The 20,259-nt window shown below is 75.3% G+C and carries 23 protein-coding genes; all 23 read left to right on the forward strand.

Annotated features, from left to right (window positions below; translation table 11 throughout):
* The first annotated feature begins 14 nt into the window (after positions 1-14).
* Positions 15-485, forward strand: coding sequence for a flagellar FliJ family protein (locus DYI95_RS04880; protein ID WP_116901544.1), 471 nt, complete (start codon positions 15-17; stop codon positions 483-485).
* Entirely contained in the window at positions 472-2,493 is a 2,022-nt protein-coding gene (locus DYI95_RS11950) for a flagellar hook-length control protein FliK (RefSeq protein ID WP_116901543.1), read from the forward strand. Before DYI95_RS04880 ends, DYI95_RS11950 begins: the two co-directional genes overlap by 14 nt.
* A 28-nt stretch (positions 2,494-2,521) precedes the next feature.
* Positions 2,522-2,992, forward strand: coding sequence for a flagellar hook capping FlgD N-terminal domain-containing protein (locus DYI95_RS04890; protein WP_116901587.1), 471 nt, complete (start codon positions 2,522-2,524; stop codon positions 2,990-2,992).
* Positions 2,993-3,142: 150 nt separating this feature from the next.
* The gene (locus tag DYI95_RS04895) at positions 3,143-4,363 is read left to right on the forward strand and encodes a flagellar hook protein FlgE (protein WP_116901542.1); all 1,221 of its coding nucleotides are present in this window, start codon (positions 3,143-3,145) and stop codon (positions 4,361-4,363) included.
* 83 nt (positions 4,364-4,446) lie between these two features.
* Positions 4,447-4,725: a flagellar FlbD family protein gene (locus tag DYI95_RS04900; protein ID WP_116901541.1), complete on the forward strand. Its 279-nt coding sequence runs from the start codon at positions 4,447-4,449 to the stop codon at positions 4,723-4,725.
* Entirely contained in the window at positions 4,722-5,216 is a 495-nt protein-coding gene (fliL, locus tag DYI95_RS04905; RefSeq protein ID WP_116901540.1) for a flagellar basal body-associated protein FliL, read from the forward strand. Before DYI95_RS04900 ends, fliL begins: the two co-directional genes overlap by 4 nt.
* A 36-nt stretch (positions 5,217-5,252) precedes the next feature.
* The gene (gene fliM, locus DYI95_RS04910; RefSeq protein WP_116901539.1) at positions 5,253-6,221 is read left to right on the forward strand and encodes a flagellar motor switch protein FliM; all 969 of its coding nucleotides are present in this window, start codon (positions 5,253-5,255) and stop codon (positions 6,219-6,221) included.
* Entirely contained in the window at positions 6,178-6,987 is an 810-nt protein-coding gene (gene fliN, locus DYI95_RS13230) for a flagellar motor switch protein FliN (protein ID WP_371731889.1), read from the forward strand. Before fliM ends, fliN begins: the two co-directional genes overlap by 44 nt.
* A gap of 43 nt (positions 6,988-7,030) precedes the next feature.
* Positions 7,031-7,528, forward strand: a complete 498-nt coding sequence (locus DYI95_RS04920; protein WP_116901538.1) for a response regulator — start codon at positions 7,031-7,033, stop codon at positions 7,526-7,528.
* Positions 7,513-7,773: a flagellar biosynthetic protein FliO gene (locus DYI95_RS04925; RefSeq protein ID WP_158556089.1), complete on the forward strand. Its 261-nt coding sequence runs from the start codon at positions 7,513-7,515 to the stop codon at positions 7,771-7,773. The genes DYI95_RS04920 and DYI95_RS04925 overlap by 16 nt, the downstream gene beginning before the upstream one ends.
* A complete protein-coding gene (gene fliP / locus DYI95_RS04930) occupies positions 7,770-8,453 on the forward strand; it encodes a flagellar type III secretion system pore protein FliP (protein WP_006904960.1) in 684 nt (227 codons plus the stop codon). The genes DYI95_RS04925 and fliP overlap by 4 nt, the downstream gene beginning before the upstream one ends.
* 117 nt (positions 8,454-8,570) lie before the next feature.
* On the forward strand, positions 8,571-8,840 hold the full coding sequence (gene fliQ, locus DYI95_RS04935; protein WP_040827671.1) for a flagellar biosynthesis protein FliQ: 270 nt from the start codon (positions 8,571-8,573) through the stop codon (positions 8,838-8,840).
* Positions 8,841-8,998: 158 nt separating this feature from the next.
* Positions 8,999-9,772 carry a flagellar biosynthetic protein FliR gene (fliR, locus tag DYI95_RS04940; RefSeq protein ID WP_116901536.1) on the forward strand — a complete coding sequence of 258 codons (774 nt, stop codon included), beginning with the start codon at positions 8,999-9,001 and terminating at the stop codon, positions 9,770-9,772.
* The gene (locus DYI95_RS04945) at positions 9,769-11,217 is read left to right on the forward strand and encodes a flagellar biosynthesis protein FlhB (protein ID WP_116901535.1); all 1,449 of its coding nucleotides are present in this window, start codon (positions 9,769-9,771) and stop codon (positions 11,215-11,217) included. Before fliR ends, DYI95_RS04945 begins: the two co-directional genes overlap by 4 nt.
* 1 nt (position 11,218) lies before the next feature.
* A complete protein-coding gene (gene flhA / locus DYI95_RS04950; protein WP_116901534.1) occupies positions 11,219-13,303 on the forward strand; it encodes a flagellar biosynthesis protein FlhA in 2,085 nt (694 codons plus the stop codon).
* Positions 13,300-14,646: a hypothetical protein gene (locus DYI95_RS13025; protein WP_116901533.1), complete on the forward strand. Its 1,347-nt coding sequence runs from the start codon at positions 13,300-13,302 to the stop codon at positions 14,644-14,646. The genes flhA and DYI95_RS13025 overlap by 4 nt, the downstream gene beginning before the upstream one ends.
* On the forward strand, positions 14,618-15,487 hold the full coding sequence (locus DYI95_RS04960; protein WP_116901532.1) for a MinD/ParA family protein: 870 nt from the start codon (positions 14,618-14,620) through the stop codon (positions 15,485-15,487). The genes DYI95_RS13025 and DYI95_RS04960 overlap by 29 nt, the downstream gene beginning before the upstream one ends.
* A 52-nt stretch (positions 15,488-15,539) precedes the next feature.
* The gene (locus tag DYI95_RS04965; RefSeq protein WP_006904953.1) at positions 15,540-16,202 is read left to right on the forward strand and encodes a flagellar brake protein; all 663 of its coding nucleotides are present in this window, start codon (positions 15,540-15,542) and stop codon (positions 16,200-16,202) included.
* A gap of 65 nt (positions 16,203-16,267) precedes the next feature.
* Positions 16,268-17,044, forward strand: a complete 777-nt coding sequence (locus DYI95_RS04970; protein WP_116901531.1) for a FliA/WhiG family RNA polymerase sigma factor — start codon at positions 16,268-16,270, stop codon at positions 17,042-17,044.
* A gap of 4 nt (positions 17,045-17,048) precedes the next feature.
* Positions 17,049-17,579, forward strand: a complete 531-nt coding sequence (locus tag DYI95_RS04975) for a hypothetical protein (RefSeq protein ID WP_116901530.1) — start codon at positions 17,049-17,051, stop codon at positions 17,577-17,579.
* 159 nt (positions 17,580-17,738) lie between these two features.
* Entirely contained in the window at positions 17,739-18,473 is a 735-nt protein-coding gene (locus tag DYI95_RS04980) for a hypothetical protein (RefSeq protein ID WP_116901529.1), read from the forward strand.
* 253 nt (positions 18,474-18,726) lie between these two features.
* Positions 18,727-19,428 carry a 30S ribosomal protein S2 gene (rpsB, locus tag DYI95_RS04985; RefSeq protein ID WP_006904949.1) on the forward strand — a complete coding sequence of 234 codons (702 nt, stop codon included), beginning with the start codon at positions 18,727-18,729 and terminating at the stop codon, positions 19,426-19,428.
* Positions 19,429-19,660: 232 nt separating this feature from the next.
* On the forward strand, positions 19,661-20,257 hold the full coding sequence (tsf, locus tag DYI95_RS04990; RefSeq protein ID WP_116901528.1) for a translation elongation factor Ts: 597 nt from the start codon (positions 19,661-19,663) through the stop codon (positions 20,255-20,257).
* The last annotated feature ends 2 nt before the right edge of the window (positions 20,258-20,259 follow it).

Here is a 20,259-nt window from a genome sequence, read left to right on the forward strand (position 1 = left end):
GCAGGGGTGGGGGGATGGCCATGGCAAGCGGGGAGCCGTTCCGCTTGCAACGGGTATGGGATGTACGCCGCCTGGAGGCCCTGGCCCGGCTGGGGGAGTGGGGTCGCTGGCAGGCCCGGGCCCGGCAGGCGCAAGAGGAAGCGACCCTGCTGGAAGCCCAGCGGCGGCAGGCGGCGGGCGAGCTGGCGGCCGTGGGACCGGCCCGGCCGGCCTTGGAGATGGTGGCCCGCTGGCGGGAGCTGGAGCAGCTGGGACGGCGCTGCCAGGCGGCGGCCGGGCGGGCCCAGGTCCTGCGGCGGGAAGCCGAAACCCGCCAGCAGGCGGCCGTCGCGGCCCGGCGGGAGGAACAGGCCTACGAGCGACTCCACGACCGGCACCAGCGGCGGCAGCGCCAGGAGGCGGCGAGGCGGGAGCAAGCCCATCTGGACGAGGTGGCGGGCCGCCGGCCGGCGAGGGAGGAGGTGACGGGCCATGACCCGTGGTGATGGGCCGGTGGCGGTGCCGGTGCGATGGGGGTCTGCCGCCGCAGGTGCCGCGGGAACGGGGGCGGCGGTCCCGGGTGGCATTCGTACCGCCGGGGGCCCCCAGGGGCAGGCGGCGGGCCGGCGGCCGGGAGAGGTATTCGCCGAGCTGCTGGACCAGGCCCGGGCCGGGCGGGGCAGTTCCCCTGGTCCGGCGGGCGGTACGGCTCCCGCCGGCTCCGGCAGTGCGGGATCTGGAGAGGACAGCGGCCGTGACACCCGCCGTGCCGCCGGCGGAGAGGTCATGGGGCTGGTCGTGCCTGCCCTGTTTCCCCTGAGTCCCATGCCGGCCCCCGGCGACCAGGTTGGGGCCGGCCTCGAATCCCGTGCCCGGGGTCACGGGACCGAGGCGGTTGCGGTGGAAGGGTGGTTCGGCACCCGTGAAGCTGCCGGGCCGCGGCCGGCAGGGCTACCGGCGCGGGGGGGTGCAGCGGGCGGATTCGAACCCCGGGAGGCTGCCGCCAGGTCCGGTACGGCGCCGGAGGCCGGGACGGAAAGCGAAGGCAGCGGCCGGCTGGGGGTCGCGAAGGCGCAGGACAGCGGTCCTGGCGCCGGGCACAACGGCGCCCCCGGTGGGGCACCGGGGGCGGGAGGGGCCGAAGGAGCGGGGCGTGACGCCCCGGCGACAGGGGGACCGGATCCCACTGCCGCCGGCGGGACGGCGGCAGGCCGGAGCCCGTCTCCTGCCCCCGAGGCCGGCAGCGCCTCCCAGGGCAAGGCCGGCCCGGCGGAATCCGCAGGGCCCTCGACCGGCCGCGCCCAGCCCGTCGCGGGGACCACCGGGGCGGCCGCCACCGCCGCTTCCGGCTCCGGCACGACCTCGGGCCCCACCGCCCCGGCTGCCGGCCCGGTGTCGGGAACCGGGGCGATGGTTGGGGCAGGGGCGTTCCTTGAGCCGCCGGGAAGCGGAACGCCGGTTTCGGCGGCGGGTGGCCCGGACGCGGCCACGGGTCCGGGTGCTGCCGCCGGCGGAGCCGCCGGACCCGGCGGCGTCCCGGGTAGCGGCCGGCCGGAGACGCCGGCGCCGGCCCCGGCCTTGTTGCCCGGACAACCCGGTGGCGGGCTCCTGGCCGGAGGCGGCGAACCGGCGGCAGGGGATGGCAAGGCCGGGACCACCTCGCCGGCGATGACGGGTGCGATGGCTGCCGCGGCCGGCGGGGCACCGGTCCCCGCCGCCGCGGGGCCGGGGGCCGGGGCGGAAGCTTACGGCGCAGGGTGGCCTGGGCCGGCCTCCGGCCAAGCGGCGGCCGTAGCCGGCATGGCGAGCCTGCCTGCGGGACAGGGTGGGCCGCTGCTGCCGGGGACAGCCGGGGTCGTGGTGCCGGCGTCCCAGGGGACCGGCATCCCCGAGGGCACGGCCGCGGCGGGAGCGGCCGGCCCGGGCCGGCCGCTCCCGCCGCCGGGGAGGGGTGAAGGGGAGCCCCTGGCGCCTGCGGCTGCGGCGGCCAGGGGGATGGCATCGCCGGCGGCGGCCGCGCTGCCGGGAGCGGCCGGTGGCGGCCCCGTGGACGCCGGCCGGTGGGCGGCGGCGGTGGCCCGCTGGATTGAAGGGCTCGAGTGGCACCGGGCCGGCGACCGGCACCGGTTGCGGCTGGAACTGGCTCCGGCCCACCTGGGACCCCTGCACGTGGAGGTAGCGGGGGACGGCAGCGCGCTGGCGGCCCGGCTCACGGTGTTCCACCCCGACACCCTGGCCCTGGTCCAGCGTCACCTGGACGAACTCCGCCAGGCCCTGACCGCCCGCGGCTACCAGGTACAGGGTCTCGAAGTGGGGCTGGCGGCCGGCGGGACTCCCGGTCAATCCGGGCAGCAGGGGCCGGGCGGCCAGGGTGGCCAGGGCACGGCCTGGGCCTGGGCCGCAGGCGGGGTCCCGAGCGCGGCCGGCCCCAGCCCGAGGGACGTTCCTTCTGCCGGCCCGGGCACGGCGGCCTTCCCGGGAGGGGGCGGCGGGCGGCTGGACGTCCGGATCTAGGACGTGGGGAGGTGGGGACGTGGCCGGGATGGCCATCACCAGCAGCACGGCGCAAGCGGCGGCCGCGGCGGCGGGTTCCGGCCCGGGCAGCGCCGGCGGCGCGGCCGGCCGGGCCGGCCCGGGCGGTCCGGGCGGCCTGGCACCCGACGCCTTCTTTCGGTTGCTGGCGGCCCAGCTGCGCTATCAGGACCCGCTGCAGCCCATGCAGGACACCGCCTTTGTGGCCCAGCTGGCCCAGCTCACCCAGCTGGAGGAGACCCGGGCCCTGCGGGCGGCCCTCAGCGGGCTTTCGGCCCTGCCCCTGCTGGGCCGGACGGTGGAGATCACCACCGCCCAGGGGACCCGGACCGGCACGGTCACGGGGGTGCGGATGGATCCTGCCGCACCGGGCCTGATGATCGACGGCCAGCCCGTGGCCTGGGCCGACGTGCTGGCCCTGCGCCTGGCGGGTGAGGCGGAGCCCGCGGGCGGGCCGCCGGGGCGCCCGGTGACGGCGTGAGGCGGCGGGCACCGGCGGGAGAGCGGTGAGGAACGGGCCCGCCTGGGGCCGCCGGAGGCCCCGGCGGGAGCCGGGGCCGGCCACGGGGCCGGGCCGGCCGCGTGGGGGAAGGCCCGGCAGGGGGATGACCTTGAGGGAGGGTGAGGCGCCATGATGCGCTCGCTGTACGCCGGCATCTCTGGGCTTCAGAACCACCAGCTCCGGATGGATGTGGTCGGCAACAACATCGCCAACGTCAACACCGTGGGCTACAAGTCGAGCCGCGTGACCTTCAAGGAGCTGTTCAACCAGACCCTGCGGGGGGCCTCGGCGCCCGCCGGGCCGGCCCGGGGCGGGACGAACCCGATCCAGATCGGCCTGGGCACGGCCCTGGGCGGGATCGACGTGATCCACCAAGCCGGCAACCCCCAGGTGACGGGCGTGGTCACGGACATGGCCATCCAGGGCGACGGGTTCTTCGTGCTGCAGGACGCCACGGGCGGCTACGCCTACACCCGGGCCGGCGACTTCCGGCTGGATGCCGAGGGTTACCTGGTGAATGCCGATGGCCTGCGGGTGCTCGGCTGGCAGGCCCAGGGCGGTGTGCTGCCGGCCCGGGACGCCCTCAACCTGGGCGCCGTCCGCGTCCCCGTGGACCTGGCCGTACCGGCCCAGGCCAGCACCCGGGTGACGTGGTCCAGCAACCTGGATGCCACGGCACCCACGTCCAGTCCCCTGACCCAGGCCATCGACGTCTACGACTCGCTGGGGAATTCCCATACGCTGATCTTCACCTTCACCCGTACCGGGCCGAACCAGTGGTCGTGGGACGCCGCCGCGGCCGCCGACCCGGTCACCTCCCTCGGCTCGGGCACCCTGACCTTCAGCAGCGCGGGACTTCTCACGGCCGGCAGCCCGGGCACCGTGAACTTCAACCCGCCCGGCGCCGACCCCATGACCCTGACCGTCGACTTTGCCGGCTTGACCCAGTACGCCGGGCCGTCCACCGCCGAGGCCACGGCCGACGGTTATCCCGCCGGGCAGCTGACGTCCTTCAGCGTCGATGCATCGGGCACCATCACCGGCACCTTCTCCAACGGGATGACCCAGCCCATCGCCCAGGTGGCGCTGGCCGCCTTCGCCAACCCGGCCGGCCTGCTGCGCGACGGCAACCTCTACTGGGAATCCAACAACTCCGGGGTGGCCCGGATCGGGGAGGCGGGCATCGGCGGGCGCGGCTCCATCACCCCGGGGGCCCTGGAGATGTCCAACGTCGACCTGTCCCGGGAGTTCGTCGACATGATCGTGACCCAGCGGGGCTTCCAGGCCAACTCCCGGGTCATCACCACCTCCGACGAGATGCTGCAGGAGCTGGTCAACCTCAAGCGGTAAGCCGGCCGGCTGAGAGCCCGGCCCGCCGGATGCCGCGGCGGGGACCCGGCCTCAGCGGCCTCAGGTGACGGGAGGGAGCCCCGGTGGTGCCGGTGACCCGCCTGGACGGCCGGGAAGTGGTGGTCAACGCGGAGCTGATCGAGACCCTGGAGGCCACGCCCGATACGGTGATCACGCTGACCACGGGCCGGCGCCTGGTGGTGCGGGAACCCGTGGAACGGGTGATCGAGCGGGTGGTGGCCTACCGGCGGCGCATCCTGGCGCCGGCCGGGGGACCGGGAGGGGCAGGGGCGTCCTGCGCCCCGGCCTCGCCCGCCCCGGCCGCCGGGTCCACCGGGCACGAGGACGGTGACCCCAGGTGAAAGGCAAACTCCGGTTGCTGTTGATCGTGGTGGTGACGGCGGTGGCCGCCGCTGCGGGCACCTGGTGGGCCGCCACCCGGGCGGGGGCGGGGGAGCCCCCGCCCCCGCCGGAGCCGGTGGACGTGGCCCTGGAGCCCTTTACCACCAACCTGCGGGACGGTCGGGTGGTGCAGGTGGCCCTGGTCCTCCGGGTGGCAGGGGAAGAGGCGGCCCAGGCGCTGGAGCACGGCCGCACGGCCGAGGTGCGCCATCAGGTCTACCGGGTCCTGCGCGGGATGACCGCGGCCGACCTGGCCGGAGCCGGCGGCATGGACCGGCTGCAGCAGGCGCTGCGGGCCGTCCTGGCGGGACAGGGCGGCGGGTCCGGCCCCGGGGAGGGCGACCCGGGGGCGGGGTCCGGCCTGCCTGCCGGATCCGGGCCCGGTGGACATGCCCCCGGGGGCGGGTTGCCCATTCAGGACGTGTTGATCACGGACCTGATCGTCCAGTAGGGGCCTGCAGAGCACGGGCAGGAGGAGGGCTGCGGGTTGAACCAGGGCGTGCGCCGCAAGGGCAGCCGGAGGACGCCGGTGGTCCGGCTCTATGACTTCCGGCGCCCGGACAAGTTCTCCAAGGAGCAGTTGCGCACCCTGGCCATGGTGCACGAGAACGTGGCCCGGCTGGCAACGGGCTTCTTGTCGGGCCAGCTGCGCACGGTGGTCGAGGTGGCGGTGCTGGAGGTGGAGGAGACGACCTACGGTGAGTTCATCACCGGGCTCTCCAACCCCACGGTGCTGGCGGTCTTCAACCTGCCGCCCCTGGAGAGCAGCGCCGTCATGGACGTGGAGCCCTCCATCGCCTTTCCCATGGTGGACCGCCTGTTCGGCGGGCCGGGCACGGGGGCGGCCACCGGCCGCGGCCTGACGGAGATCGAGACGGTGGTCATGCGGGCCATCCTGCAGGGGCTTCTGGGATCCGTCGCCGAGGGGTGGAGCCAGCTCGTCCAGGTGCAGGGCGAACTGGTCACGGTGGCGGCCAATCCCCTGTTCGTCCAGGTTCAGGCGCCCAACGAGATCGTCGTGCGGGTGGTGCTGTCGGTCCGGTTCGGCCAGCAGTCCGGAGCCTGGCGGATCTGCCTGCCTTATCCCCTGCTGGAGCCCCTGCTGCCGCGGCTGGCCGTGCACCAGTACTACGCCCGGGAGACCCGCAGCCAGGCGCGGTCCCGGGAGCGGTGGGAAGAAGGCTTGCGCCAGGTGCCGCTGCCGGTGCAGGTGGTCCTGGGGCGGGCTCAGCTGACGGTCCGGCAGCTGCTGGACCTGGCGCCGGGGCACGTGCTGCCGCTGGATACCCGGGCCGGAAGCCTGGTCGACATCCTGGTGGGCGGCCGGCTCAAGTTCCGGGGCCTGCCCGGGCAGCACGGGCAGCGGCTGGCGGTGCAGGTGGTGGAACGGGTGGTAGAGGAGGAACGCGGCCATGGGCACGGGCGAGTGGGAGATGCTGTCGCAGGAGGAAATTGATGCCCTGTTGCGCAGCCTGGCCGAGGAGGGGAGCGGGGCCGGCCCCGCCGGCGGCGACGACCCGGCGCGGGGCGCCCCAGGCGGTGCGGAAGGCGCGTCCGGAGGTGCTGCCGGATCCGACGCCCCTCCCCCCGCAGCTTCCGGGTCCGCCGGCGGGGCATCGGGGTCCGTTGAGCCCCAGGAGGCCTCCCCCATCGCGACGGGCCCCTCCGCCGGAGCCGGGGAGGCCACGGGCAGGCGCCCATCCGCTCTGCCGGCCGCGACCCCGTCGGCCACCTTCCAGGAGGAGGCGCTTCCGGCGGGCAGGCCGGGCGCGGAGGGGCCGGCCGGTGCCGGCCGGGGTAGTGGCCCGGCCCAGGCGGCGGCCGCAGCCGAGCCGGCCCCGGCGGGCATCACGGGGGCCGGTAGCCGCCCGGCGGCCGGGTTCTACCCCCTGCACGGCGGTCCCGAGGCCGGCGAGGGCTGGCCGCCGGAAGGGGAAGGCGGCGCCGGGCCGGCCCTGGCCCGGGGAACCTTGGATCTTCTGCTGGATGTCCCCCTGCAACTGACGGTGGAGCTGGGCCAGACCCAGCGCACGGTGCGGGAACTGCTGGAGATGGCGCCGGGCACGGTGGTGGAACTGGACCGACTGGCGGGCGAGCCGGTGGACCTGCTGGTGAACGGCCGCCTGATCGCCCGGGGCGAGGTGGTGGTGATCGATGAGAACTTCGGCATCCGCATCACCGACATCGTCAGCCCCGGCGAGCGCCTCCGTCGCCTCCGTTGAGGGGGTGCCGGGGGAGGGCGTTCGGGGGGGACCGGAGCCCGCGGTGGTGGTCATCGACCCCGCCGCCTTTGCCCGGCGCCAGGTCCGGGCCCAGCTGGCTCCCCTGGGGTGCGTGGTGCTGGAGCTTTCCGGGTCCGAACCCGAGCCCGTGGTCCGCCGCCAGCTCCAGCGGGCCCGGGTGGTCCTGGCCGAACCGGCTCCGTGGGGCCGGGACGCCGGCCGGTGGCTGGCTGCCCTGAAGGCGATGAATCCCGCCGCCACCCTGGTGGTGTGCACGGCCCTGACCACCCGGGCGGCCGTGGTGGCCTACCGGCGGGCGGGAGCGGCCGACGTGGTGGCCAAACCGTGGGATCCGGCCCGCCTGCAGGCCGCGGTGCGGTTTGCCCTGGCGGCCCGGGGGCCGGCGGGAAGGCTGGATCCCCGCGCCAGCCGGGGCGCCGCAACGTCGCCGGGCGGGGAGTCGCCGGGCCGGGCCTGCCAGGGGGCGGGGCCGGTCCAGGGGGAGACCGGGGGGACGGGGGAACCTTGTGGACAGGCCTGATCCAGTTTCTCGTTGCTTCGCTGCTGGTGATCGCAGCGGCCGCGTGGGGGAGCCGGGCCCTGGCCCGGTGGTTGAAGCCTGCTCAGGGGGGGCGCGATCTGGAAATCCGGTCCGTGGTGTCCCTGGGCGGCCGGCGGGTCCTGTGCGTGGTGCGCTGGCACGGGGATGAGCTCCTGCTCGGGGTGACCGACCAGGGCGTGAGCCTGCTGGACCGGCGGGCGGCCCGGGAGGATGAGCCGGCATGATGCCCCAGGTGAACGTCACCCTGCAGCCGGCCACGGGCCCGGAAGGCCTGGGCGCCGCCCTGCAGATCCTGCTTCTGCTCACCGTGCTGTCCCTGGCGCCGGCGCTGCTGGTGATGATGACGGGCTTCACCCGCATCGTGGTCGCCCTGTCCTTCCTGCGCGGCGCCCTGGGTACCCAGCAGGCCCCGCCCAACCAGGTGCTGGTGGGGCTGGCACTGTTCCTGACCGTGTTCGTCATGGCACCGGTCTGGCAGCAGGTCTACCAGGACGCCTGGATACCCTACCGGGACGGCCGGATCGGCCAGGTCGAGGCCCTGCAGCGGGCGCAGGAACCGGTGCGGGAGTTCATGTTCCGCTACACCCGGGAACGGGACCTGGCCCTGTTCCTGGAACTGTCGGGGCGGGGGCCGGTGGCGTCGCCCGACCAGGTCCCGACCTACGTGCTGATTCCTGCCTTTGCCATCAGCGAGCTCAAGACGGCCTTCCAGATCGGTTTCATCCTTTACGTACCCTTTCTGGTCATCGACATGGTGGTGGCCAGCACCCTGATGTCCATGGGCATGTTGATGGTTCCGCCCATGCTGGTGTCGCTGCCGTTCAAGATCCTGCTGTTCGTGCTGGTCGACGGCTGGAACCTGGTGGTCCGGTCCCTGCTGGCGTCCTTCGGCATGCCGGGCTAGAGGCCGGGCTGGAGACCGGGCCAGGGCACGGCCCGTGGTCCCCCGTACCGGCGGCTGGGCCGGAGAGGGGCCGGGGGAGCCGCCGGGCGGGTCCGGTAGACGAGGGGGAAAGGGATCATGACCGACGCCATGGTGCTTACGGTGGGGCGGGAAGCCCTGTGGACGGGCCTTCTGGTGGCCGCCCCCGTGCTCCTCCTGACGGTGGCCGTCGGGGTGGCGATCAGCATTCTGCAGGCGGCCACCCAGGTGACGGAGCAGACCCTGGTCTTTGTTCCCAAGATCCTGGCGGCAGCGGCGGCCCTCCTGCTCTTCGGGCCGTGGATGCTGGCGACCCTGGTGCGCTACACGGTGCAGCTGTACGAATCCATCCCCGGCGTCCTGGGATGATCCCGGCCGGGGACCGGGGATGCGGGGGAGGGGCCGTGCCCCGCGGCCGTGGCGGCGGCCCGGCCGGCCCCGGCCCAGCAGCCGGGGCCGGTGACCGGCGGCGCCTGCCCGTAGCCCGGGGGTGCGCGGCGGATAGGACCGGCGGCGGAGGTGATCCGGTGGACCTGGCGGCCATCGCCACCACAGAACTCAACCGGTTCCTGCTCTGCCTGGGCCGGACCAGCGGCCTGGTGGTCGCCTCGCCGGCCTTCGGCGGGGGCCTGGTGCCGGCGCCTGCGCGGGCGCTGCTGGCGGTGCTTCTGGCCCTGGTGGTATACCCGGTGATGCCGCCCGCCCGGCCGCCCGCCACGGCCCTGGGTTACGGGGCCGCCCTGCTGGCCGAGGTGGCCGCGGGGCTTGCCCTGGGGCTGGTCACCGCCCTGGTCTTCGCCGCCGTCCAGCTGGCGGGCCAGCTGCTCGACCTGTCGGCGGGCTTCGGCCTGAGCGGGGTCTTCGATCCCGTCTCGAGCCAGTCCATGCCCGTCCTGGGGCACTTTCTCTACCTGGTCATGTGGGTTCTGCTGCTGGCCACCGACGGCCACCACCTGATCCTGCGGGCCCTGGCTGACAGCTACCGCCACCTGCCACCGGGGGGAGCCGGCCTGGCCGGCGGTGCCCCGGTGCTGCTCGACCTGGCGGGCTGGATGTTCGCCACCGGCCTCCTGTTGAGCCTCCCCGTCCTGGCCGTGCTGGTGGCCGTGATGGTGGCGCTGGGCCTGGTGTCCCGGGCGGTGCCCCAGCTCAACGTGTTCATCACGGGCCTGCCGGTGCAGGTGGCCGTGGCCCTGGTAGCCCTGCTGGCCGCCCTGCCGGCGCTGGCCGGAGCCCTGGCCGGCCTGGCCCGGCCTCTGGGCGAGTTCCTGGCCCGGCTGCTGGAGGCGATGGGCCCATGACCCCGCCTGCCCTCGTGCGCCCGGCGGGCCCGGCGGTCCCGGCCGGTGTTTCCGCGGCGGCCCGCCTCGATCCCAGGGCGGCCGGGCGGGCCGGCCGGGAGAGCGGCGGGACCGCCTGGCCAGCCCGAGGGGCAGCCGCCGGGGCAGGGGCCCCCCTCCGCCGGATCCGGCTCCAGCTCTTTGCCGGCGAGCGGGTGCTGCCCCCGTCCCCCCGGCGACTCAGGGAGGCCCGCCGCCGGGGCCAGGTGGCCCGCAGCGCGGACCTGCCGGCAGCCCTGGTGCTGCTGGCGCTGGCGGCCCTGGCGGGCACGCTGGTGCCCCTGGCCGCCCGGCAGGTGGCGGGGCTGGCGCGGCGGCTGTGGGCGCCATCCCCGGCCCCGCTGCCGGGGGACTGGACGGTGGCCCAGGCGGCGGATCTGGGGCGGGTGGTGCTGCTGGGAACCCTGGCCGCCGCCGGCCCCCTGGCCCTGGCGGGCTGGGTGGTCGCGGCGGCGGCCGGGTTCGTCCAGGCAGGGGGGCTGTTTCAACCGGGTCTGGCCGCTCCCCGCTGGGAGCGGGTGAACCCCCTGGCCGGCCTGCAGCGGCTGGTGTCCCGCCGCGCCCTGGTGGAGCTGCTGAAGGCGCCGGTCAAGCTGGCGGTGATGGCCGCCGCCCTGGGACCCGCCTTGCTGGGTGCCGGGATGCAGCTGATCACGGCCACGGGAGCGCCGCTGCCGGCGATGCTGGGCCTGGCGGGCCGGTCCCTGCAGGGGTTGCTCTGGCGAGGGGCCCTGGCCTACCTGGTGGTAGCCCTGGCTGATTACGCCTACCAGTGGTGGGAGCACCAGCAGTCCCTGCGGATGACGGTCCAGGAGTGGAAGCAGGACCAGAAGGAAGCCGAAGGCGACCCGGTGCTGCGCCAGCGGATCCGCCAGCGGCAGCGGTACCTGGCCCGCCGCCGCATGCTCCAGGAAGTACCCCGGGCCGACGTGGTGGTGACCAACCCGACCCACGTGGCCGTGGCCCTGCGCTACGACCCGGCCCGCATGGGGGCGCCGGTCGTGGTGGCCAAGGGGGTGGACTTCCTGGCCCTGCGCATCCGGGCCCTGGCCGAGCAGCACGGCGTGCCCGTGATGGAAGAACCGGCCCTGGCCCGGGCCCTCTACCGGGCGGTGGAGGTGGGGCGCGAGATCCCCGCTGCGTTCTACGTGGCCGTGGCGGAAGTGCTGGCCTTCGTGTGGCGGCTGCGCGGCAGAGCAGGGCCCGCCGGCGGCCAGGACACCGCGGGGCCGGGACGCGGGCCCGGTCCCGCGGTCCCGGCCGGGGTGCCCTCTCCCGGGGCCGAGGGGAGCGGGGAGGGGGCCCGGCGGGCGGCGGGCCCAGGCGGGTGGGGCTCCGGCGAGCCGGGCGCCGGGGAGCCGGGCCGCCGGCCGCCGGTTCGTCCCGGCCGAGGGGAGGTGAGGTGAGATGGCCCGCCCTTTGACGGGCAGGGCAGGAGGCCTGGCGGCTGCCGGGCAGTGGCTGGCCGGTTCCGCCGACGCGGTGGTGGCGGGACTGGTGGTCACCATCGTGGTGATGATGGTGGTGCCCCTGCCCACGGCGCTGCTGGATCTGCTGATCGCGGCCAACCTGACCTTTGCCCTGGTGGTCCTCCTGATGACCATGTACACCCAGGAGCCGCTGGAGATCGCCGTCTTCCCGTCGTTGCTGCTCCTGGCCACCCTCTTTCGCCTGGCGCTGAACGTCTCGTCCACGCGGCTCATCCTGCTGCAGGGTGACGCGGGGGCCATCATCCGCCAGTTCGGGCACTTCGTGGTGGGCGGCGACCTGGTGGTCGGCCTGGTGGTCTTCCTCATCCTGGTGGTGATCCAGTTCGTCGTCATCACCCGCGGGGCCGAGCGGGTGGCGGAGGTGGCGGCCCGCTTCACCCTGGATGCCCTGCCGGGCAAGCAGATGAGCATCGACGCCGACCTGGCGGCGGGCCTGATCGACGAGCAGGAGGCCCGCCGCCGCCGGCAGCAGGTGGCCCGGGAGGCGGACTTCTACGGCGCCATGGACGGTGCCAGCAAGTTCGTCAAGGGCGACGCCATCGCCGGGCTCATCATCACCGTGATCAACCTGGTGGGGGGCGTGCTGATCGGCGTCCTGCGGGACGGCCGGCCGGCGGCCGAGGCGTTGCAGGTCTACTCCCTGCTGACGGTGGGCGACGGGCTGGTCTCCCAGATCCCGGCCCTGCTCTTGTCGACCGCCACCGGTATCGTGGTGACCCGGGCGGCGGGGGACGACCACCTGGGCGGCGAGCTGCGCCGGCAGGTGTTTTCCAATCCCCGGGTGCTGGCCGTGGCGGCGGTGTTCCTGGTGCTGCTGGGGCTGGTGCCGGGGCTGCCCAGGGTGCCCTTCTTCGTCCTGGCGGGCATCGCCGCCGCCGGGGCCCGGGGGCTGCAGCTACAGGCCCGGCGCCAGGCGGAAGAAGAGGCCGCCCGGGCGCGAGCGGAAGCGGCGGCAGCACGGGCGGAGCCGGAGCCCGTCCACGCCGTGCCGGTCGACCCCATTGAAATCGAGCTGGGGTACGGTCTGCTGGCCCTGGCGGACGAGGGCCGGGGTGGCGACCTTTTGGCCCGCATCGCCGCCATCCGCCGGCAGATGGCCCAGGAGCTGGGCGTGGTGGTGCCCCTGGTGCGGGTCCGGGACAACGTGCTGCTGGAAAGCCATACCTATGTCATCCGCCTGCGGGGGGCCGAGGTGGGGCGGGGCCGGCTGCTGCCCGACCACTACCTGGCCATGGCCACGGGCCTGGAAACGGAACGGGTGGAAGGGATCGAGACCACCGAGCCGGCCTTCGGCCTGCCGGCCCTGTGGGTGCCGGCCGAAACCCGCCAGCGGGCCGAGCTGGCGGGTTACACGGTGGTCGATCCGGCCTCGGTCCTGGCCACCCACCTGTCGGAGCTCTTGCGGCAGAACGCCTACCGGCTGCTCACCCGGCAGGACACCCGCCAGCTGCTGGACGGGCTGCGCCAGGTGGCCCCGGCCCTGGTGGACGAGCTGCAGCAGCACCTGAGCCTGGGCGAGATCCAGAAGGTCCTGCAGAACCTGCTGCGGGAGGGCGTGGCCATCCGCGACCTGGTCACCATCGGCGAGGCCCTGGCCGACCAGGCGCCCGTCACCCGGGACACCGACCTCTTGACGGAGTTCGTCCGGCACCGCCTGGCGGCCCAGATCTCCGAGTCCCTGCCGGTGCGGGACGGCCGGCTGCGGGTCCTGGCCCTGGACCCCGCCGCCGAGCAGGTGATCCGGGAGGCCCTGCAGCAGGCGCCCGGCGGCACCCATCCTGCCGTGCCCGCCGACTGGCTGGGACGGCTGCTGCGGGCGGCCCAGGCCGAGGTCCGGCGGGTGGCCGCCCAGGGGGTCGAACCGGTGGTGCTGTGCGCCCCCGTCATCCGCCTGCACCTCTACCGCATGCTGGAGGCGGCGGTGCCCCAGCTGGTGGTGGTCTCCTATAACGAGCTGGTGCCCCATCTCCAGGTCGAGACGGTGGGGGTGATCCGGCCGTGAAGATCAAGCGCTTCCGGGCCCCCGACATGCGCACGGCCCTGGAGCAGGTACGGGCCGAAATGGGGCGCGACGCCGTGATCCTGCAGTCCCGGTCCGTCCGGGGGCGGGGGATCTGGGCGTGGCTGGGGCGGGGCCGGCGCTGGGTGGAGGTTACCGCCGCCTGGGACGGGACCGGGCCGGAGCCGGGGGCCGGGGGTGGAGAGGGAACGGGTACGGGATTGCCCGGCCCGGCCCCGGTCGAGGAGGTCACGCCCGTCCGCCTCCCGGTGCCGCCGAGCGGCCTCCGCATCGACGTGGCGGTGGGGCAAGGTCCCCTTTTGCCCCCCCTGGGCGGGGCGCCGGTCCCGGCCGGCCGCCAGGGGCCGCTTGAAGACCGGTGGCCCGAGACCGGGGCCGGGCCGGGGAGAGTAGAGCCCCCAAGGCGGGCGCAGGCGGTGCACGCCACGGAGGGGCACCCCCGCCACGAGGGGCCGCCGGCCCGGGGCGCCCGGCCCTTGCGGTTCCCTCCCGCGGCGCGGCCCCTGGCGGGGGTGGTCGCCGTGCTGGGACCCACGGGAGCCGGCAAGACCACCACCGTGGCCAAGCTGGCTGCCCGGGCCGTGCTGGACGAGGGCCGGGACGTGGCCCTGCTGGCGGCCGACACCTACCGTCTGGGGGCCACCCGCTCCCTGGCGGCCTACGCCGAGCTGTTGGGCTTGCCGCTGGCTGTGGCCTACTCCCCCGGCGAGGCAGCGGCCTGGGTTGCGGGCCTGCCCTGGGAGGAGCCCGGCGGCGGCCTCGCCCGGGCGACGGCGGCAGCGCCGGCGGTGGCGGCGAGCCGCGGCATCACCGGGGCCACGGCCGGGGACGAGGCGCCGGAGCTGCACGCGGGGGGCGGTGGTCCGGCCGGCCCCGGGGCCCGGCCCGTTCCTCCCTCCGGGGGGTCGGGGGACGGTCCGCTGGCGCTGGTGGACACGGCCGGGCGCAACCTGCTCTTGCCCGAGGTGGCCGCCGAGCTGGCCACCCTGCTGTCGGCGGTACGCCCCTGGCGGGTGCTGCTGGTCCTGCCGGCCACGCTGGCACCGGCCGAGGCGGCCGCACTGGTGGCGGTGGGGCGGCAGCTGGGGGCCACGGATCTGGTGCTGACCAAGCTGGACGAGTGCCTCGACCCGGCCGCCGCGCTGAGCCGGGCCGCCCGCTGGGGCCTGCCCCTGGCCCTGGTGGGCTGCGGGCAGCGGGTGCCCGACGACCTCCTGCCCGGTACCCAACAGGTTCTGGCGTCGTGGCTGGGCGCCCGCCCAGGGCAGGTGGCGGGGACAGGGGGAGGGTCAGGCCATGGCTTCAGCGGCACCGGGGCTGGCTGAACAAGCGCGGGCGGTACTGGTGGCCAGCGGCAAGGGTGGGGTCGGCAAGAGCAACCTCAGCCTCAACCTGGCCATCGCCGCCCGCCGGCTGGAACGGAGGGTGCTGCTCCTGGACGCCGACGTGGGGCTGGGCAATGCGGAGATTCTGGCCGGCGTGTCGGCACCCCTGCACCTCGGCGACGTGCTGGCGGGCCGGTGCACCCTGGAGCAGGCGGTGGTGGGCGGCCCCGGGGGTGTGGACCTCCTGGCAGGGGGCCACGGCCTGGGCGAGCTGCCTCCGGTGGACGGGTTGCGGTGGCGGCATGTGCTGGGCCAGCTGGCGGGCCGCCGCTGGGACCTGGTGGTGATCGACGGCGGTGCGGGGGTGGGAGGTCCCGTGCGGCCCCAGCTGCTGGCGGCGCGGGAGCTGCTGGTGGTGACCACGCCCGAGCCCACCGCCCTGGCCGACGCCTACGCCGTGATCAAGCTGGTGGCGGCCGGGGGGCAGGGTCTCCCGCCCCGCCTCTGGGTGGCCGTCAACCAGGTGCAGCGGGCGGCGGAGGGGCAGGCGGCCTTCGCCCGGCTGGCCAGCGTGTGCCGGCGGTTCTTGGGCGTAGAGCCGCACCTGCTCGGCCTGGTGCCTCATGATCCCCGGGTGCGGGAGGCCGTGCAGCGGCAGGTGCCCCTCCTGCTGGCGGCGCCCCACAGTCCTGCTGCCCGCGCTGTGGAAGCCATGGCCCGCCACTTGCTGGGATGCCCTCCGCCCGCCGCCGGAGGCTTGCTGGCCTACCTGGCCCGGCTCTGGCCGGGCCGCGGGGCGCCTCCCGGCCGGGAAGCCGCCGGCGGGCCGGTCCCGGGCTAGCCCGGGCCGGTGCCACCGGACGGCGAGGCGGGGCAAGGAGTGGGGGAGTGGGATGGACCGGGTGGAGCCTTTGCCGCTGGAGACCAACCATCCGGTGGAGGTGACCTTCGTCGGCGAGGCGCCGCCGGGCCACGGTCCGGGGCCCTACCGCACCCACGTCCTGGGGACGGCGGCGGAGGGGCTGGTCCTGGCCCTGCCCATGGCCCGGCAGCGCTGGGTGCTGCCCCGGCCCGGCCAGGCGGTCAAGGTGGTGTACCGGGACCCCCAGGACCGGGAGGCGGCCCGGGGCCTCTTCGGCTTCGTCAGCGCCGTGGCCGGCGCCCGGGTGGAGCCGGAGCCGGAGCTGGTGGTGGCCTGGCCCCGGCGGGTGGAGCGGGTGCAGCGGCGGCAGTGGGTCCGGATCGACCTGCGCCTCCCGGTGCGCATCGAGCGGCGCGGCGATCCGGCCCAGGTCGTGGAAGGCCGGACCTTGGACGTCAGCGGCGGCGGTTGCCGGGCCCAGCTGTCCCGGCCCGTGCCCCCGGGCGAACTGGTGCGGGTCGACCTGGCCTTCCCCGGCTGGGCCGCCCAGGCCACGGCCCGGGTGGTGCGGGTGGAACCCGGCGACGGGCCGGTGGTGGGCCTGGAGTTTGTGGAGATCGACCCGCGGGTGCAGGACCGGATCGCCGGGTTCATCCTGGCGGAGCAGGCCCGGCGGCGCCGGGTGCTAGGCTGAGCCCCGGCGCCGGAGCGGCCCGGGGTCCGGACCGGCCGGGGGAGGAAGCCGGAGGGGGGAGCAGGGTGTCCGCGGAGTTGAAACAGCGGCAGGAGCGGGCGGAACTGTGGCGGCGGTACCGGACGGCGGCGGATCCCGAGAGCTGGGAAGCCCTGATCCGGGAGCACCTGCCTCTGGTCCGCTACCTGGCGGGGCGGCTGGTCGTCCACCTGCCCCCCCAGGTGGAGCTGGACGATCTCATCAGCTACGGCATCTTCGGCCTGATGGAGGCCATCAAGCGCTACGACCCTTCCCGGGGGGTGAAGTTCGAAACCTACGCCTACACCCGGATCCGCGGCGCCATGCTGGACGGCCTGCGGGCCATGGACTGGGTACCCCAGGGCCTGCGCCGGCGGGCCCGGGAGGTGGAGGCCTGCTACCGGCGGCTGGAGAACCGGCTGGGCCGGCCTGCCGAGGATGCCGAGGTGGCGGCGGAGATGGGGCTGACGCCCGAGGAATTCGGCGAGCTCCTCAAGGACCTGGCCCGCACCACCGTGATCTCCCTGGACGACGTGCTGCGCAGCGAGTCCGACGACCCGGCGGCGGTGCTGGACCGGCTGGCCGATCCCGGGGCGGCCGACCCCCTGGCGGCCGCCACCCTGGCCGACCTGCGCCAGCGCCTGGCCCAGGCTCTGGCGGTCCTGCCCGAGCGGGAGCGGCTGGTGGTCACCCTTTACTATTATGAAGGCTTGACCGTCAAGGAGATCGCCGAGGTCATGGGGGTCAGCCCGTCACGGGTTTCCCAGCTGCACACCCGGGCCATCCTGCGCTTGCGGGCCCGCCTGGGTGAGGACGGGGGGTGATGGGGTGAGCATCGGCGGGCTGGACGGGCCCCACGCCATCCAGTCGGCGGCCGAGGCGCAGCGGCTGCAGCGGCAGCCGGCCGAGGCCGGACGCGGGGAGGAACAGGCCCAGCGCTTTGCCGCAACCCTGGACGAGGCCCGGCGCCGCCGCCAGGTGAGCGGGGCCGGCGCCGGGGAGGCGGCAGGGCGGGCCGGGCACGACCCAGGATCTGGCGGTTCCGGGGCGGCCGGTGCCGGTGGCCGGCCCCGGCGCCCCGGGGAGGGTGCGGGCGGGCGCTCGGGAACGGGTCACCGGGGGAATGGCCGGCGGTCCGGCGGCAGGGGCCGGCCGGCCCCGGGCCCGGATGAGGGGGAGGCGTCGGGCGGGGCCGAGGGCGGGGCGGCGATCCCGGCTCCCGCCGGCCCGGTGCCCGGCGCCAGGGCCGAGCCGGCGGCCGCCGGCGGAGGGGCTCTCGCGCCCGCAGCGGCCCGGGGGGACCGCCCGGTGCCCGAGGATCTTCCACGGAAGGGCCTGAAGCTGGATCGCACGGTGTGATCCCCAACCGGCGGGGCGGGCGTCCACGACCCTGCCCCCGCCGCCCGTTCCCTGCCCGTCGCCCGGCCACCGGGTCCGCCCGGCCGGGTCGACCTCGCCTGGGCCGGCCGCATAGGTCGGGACAAGGCTGGCATACTATGCCAGGCAGGGGGTGAGGGGATGCGCGGCTTCTGGCTGGGCTTCACCTGCGGCCTGCTGGTGGCCGCCCTGGTGACGGCGGCCGGGATCCAGCACCTGGTACGCCGGGGCCTGACGGTGGAGGTGGAAGCCGGGCCCCTGGCCGCAGCGGCCGAGGCGGCGGTTCAGGAGGCCGTCCGCCGCCAGCTGCCGGCCGTGATGAACCCCCTCAAGGAGCAGCTGCCTGCCGCCATCGCCGCCCAGCTGGCTTCCCGGCTGCGGGAGGCCGGCATCATCGTCTACGGGGTGCGGCTGGAGCTGCCGCCCGAAGCGGCGGCCGCCCTGGAGCGCCACCTGGAGGAGGAACTGCGCCGGCAGCTCAGCGCCCAGCTGGATCCGCAGCAGCTGGCCGCCTGGTCCGCGCCGTGGAGCCGCCAGCTGGGGCGCCAGCTGGTGGACGGCCTGGCCACCCACTTGGCCCAGCAGCCGGTGCCCGTTCGCCCGGTGAACCGGCTACCCCTGGCCATCCCAGTTTACATCCGCCTGAACACCGGCTCCCCGCCACCGGCCTACGGTGCGGCGGGGCCCGCGGCTCCTGCCGGCCGCAGGCCCCCAGGCAGCACCCGGGGCGGGGAGGCGCCGTCTGCCCCGCCGGCCTCCCGGCCGTGGTCCTCCTGGTCCTGGTCACTCGCCCCCGGTTCCACCCCGCAGGGCGGGGCGCCCGACCTGATGATCGGGGCGGCGGCGCCCGCCGGCGGTCCCCATCCCCTGCGCTAGCCCCTTCGTTGGCGCACCGGAAACCCTGTGATATACTACCGAACGGCTTGCGCCCGGACACCGCCGGTGGACGGCAGCAGCCCCGCAGTGCCTGCCGGGGCTGCGGGACCGCACCGGGAGGCCGGTGAACCGGTCGCAGGCACATCACACGCCCCCGGAGGGGTGCGGCGGTGCCGGCTGGCGGCGCAGCGGCGCGCCGGTTCCGCACTCCGGCGAGGGGGGCGGAGGAACCAACCGCGAGGAGGTGAGGCCGGTGCCGGTCGTGGCCATGAAGCAACTGCTGGAAGCGGGCGTGCACTTCGGCCATCAGACCCGCCGGTGGAATCCCAAGATGCGCCCCTACATCTTCATGGAGCGCAACGGGATCTACATCATCGATCTGCAGAAGACGGTGCGCCTCCTGGACGAGGCGTACCACTTCGTCCGCGAGCTGGTCGCCCAGGGCGGCCGCATTCTTTTTGTGGGGACGAAGAAGCAGGCGCGCGAGGCCATCGCCGAGGAGGCCACGCGCTGCGGCGAGTTCTACATCAACGAGCGCTGGCTGGGCGGCACCCTGACCAACTTCGCCACCATCCGCACCCGCATCGACCGGCTGGCGGAACTGGAGCAGATGGAAGCCGAGGGCCACTTCGACCGGCTGCCCAAGAAGGAAGTGGCGCGCCTCTTGCGGGAGAAGGAGAAGCTGGAGAAGTACCTGGGCGGCATCAAGGGCATGAAGGACCTGCCCGACGCCGTCTACGTGGTCGACCCCCGCAAGGAGAAGATCGCCGTCTCCGAGGCGCGCAAGCTGGGCATCCCCGTGGTGGCCATCGTCGACACCAACTGCGATCCCGAAGAGGTTGACTACGTGATCCCCGGTAACGACGACGCCATCCGCGCCGTCCGGCTGATTACCGGCAAGATCGCCGACGCGGTGCTGGAGGGCAAGCAGGGCGTCCAGGTGGTCGAGGCCTGACCCCGGGCGGCCGGCCACCCCGGGCCTGCTGCCGGCGGCGAGGGCCCAGGTGGGGCCCGGCCGGTGCGGCGACGGGACGTGTCACGCCGGCCGGCGAGAGGGCGGTCACGGCTCGTGAGGCAAGCGGACCCGGCCGGACGAACCGGCGGGGCCGGAACCGGCGCAGGCCCGCCGCCGGGGCAGCGCCCCGGTTCCGGCCCGCCGTCCGGCAGGGTGAGGAAGGAGGCCATCCATGGCGGTTAGCGCAAAGCAGGTGGCGGAACTGCGGGCGCGCACCGGCGCCGGCATGATGGACTGCAAGAAGGCCCTGGAGGAGGCGGGCGGCGATCTGGACAAGGCGGCCCAGCTGTTGCGCGAGTGGGGCATGGCGGCCGCCGCCAAGAAGGCCGGCCGGGAGACGGCAGAAGGCCTGGTCCACGCCTACATCCACGGCCAGGGCCGCATCGGCGTGCTGATCGAGGTGAACTGCGAGACGGACTTCGTGGCGGCCACCGACGACTTCCGGCAGCTGGTCCACGAGCTGGCCATGCAGGTGGCGGCCACGGCACCCCAGTACGTCCGGCGCGACGAGGTGCCGGCCGAGGTGGTGGAGCGGGAGCGCGAGGTCCTGCGCCGCCAGGCCGAAGCCGAGGGCAAACCGGCCCCCATCGTCGACAAGATCGTCGAGGGGCGGCTGGACAAGTTCTTCAGCCAGGTCTGCCTGGAAGAGCAGCCGTACATCCGCGACGACTCCATCACCGTGGGGGACCTGATCAAGCAGGCGATCGCCAAGCTGGGTGAGAACATCCGGGTGCGGCGGTTCGTCCGCTTTGAGCTGGGCGGCGCCTGAGG

Source organism: Thermaerobacter sp. PB12/4term (assembly GCF_003403315.2).
Classification (GTDB): Bacteria; Bacillota; Sulfobacillia; order Thermaerobacterales; family Thermaerobacteraceae; genus Thermaerobacter.

What these genes read in the sequence shown, in the direction of transcription:
- DYI95_RS04880 (WP_116901544.1), top strand. Translation starts at nt 15, where the DNA reads ATGGCCATGGCAAGCGGGGAGCCGTTCCGCTTGCAACGGGTATGGGAT.
- DYI95_RS11950 (WP_116901543.1), top strand. Translation starts at nt 472, where the DNA reads ATGACCCGTGGTGATGGGCCGGTGGCGGTGCCGGTGCGATGGGGGTCT.
- DYI95_RS04890 (WP_116901587.1), top strand. Translation starts at nt 2,522, where the DNA reads ATGGCCATCACCAGCAGCACGGCGCAAGCGGCGGCCGCGGCGGCGGGT.
- DYI95_RS04895 (WP_116901542.1), top strand. Translation starts at nt 3,143, where the DNA reads ATGATGCGCTCGCTGTACGCCGGCATCTCTGGGCTTCAGAACCACCAG.
- fliN (WP_371731889.1), top strand. Translation starts at nt 6,178, where the DNA reads ATGGGCACGGGCGAGTGGGAGATGCTGTCGCAGGAGGAAATTGATGCC.
- fliP (WP_006904960.1), top strand. Translation starts at nt 7,770, where the DNA reads ATGATGCCCCAGGTGAACGTCACCCTGCAGCCGGCCACGGGCCCGGAA.
- fliQ (WP_040827671.1), top strand. Translation starts at nt 8,571, where the DNA reads ATGACCGACGCCATGGTGCTTACGGTGGGGCGGGAAGCCCTGTGGACG.
- DYI95_RS04945 (WP_116901535.1), top strand. Translation starts at nt 9,769, where the DNA reads ATGACCCCGCCTGCCCTCGTGCGCCCGGCGGGCCCGGCGGTCCCGGCC.
- flhA (WP_116901534.1), top strand. Translation starts at nt 11,219, where the DNA reads ATGGCCCGCCCTTTGACGGGCAGGGCAGGAGGCCTGGCGGCTGCCGGG.
- DYI95_RS04960 (WP_116901532.1), top strand. Translation starts at nt 14,618, where the DNA reads ATGGCTTCAGCGGCACCGGGGCTGGCTGAACAAGCGCGGGCGGTACTG.
- DYI95_RS04965 (WP_006904953.1), top strand. Translation starts at nt 15,540, where the DNA reads ATGGACCGGGTGGAGCCTTTGCCGCTGGAGACCAACCATCCGGTGGAG.
- DYI95_RS04980 (WP_116901529.1), top strand. Translation starts at nt 17,739, where the DNA reads ATGCGCGGCTTCTGGCTGGGCTTCACCTGCGGCCTGCTGGTGGCCGCC.
- tsf (WP_116901528.1), top strand. Translation starts at nt 19,661, where the DNA reads ATGGCGGTTAGCGCAAAGCAGGTGGCGGAACTGCGGGCGCGCACCGGC.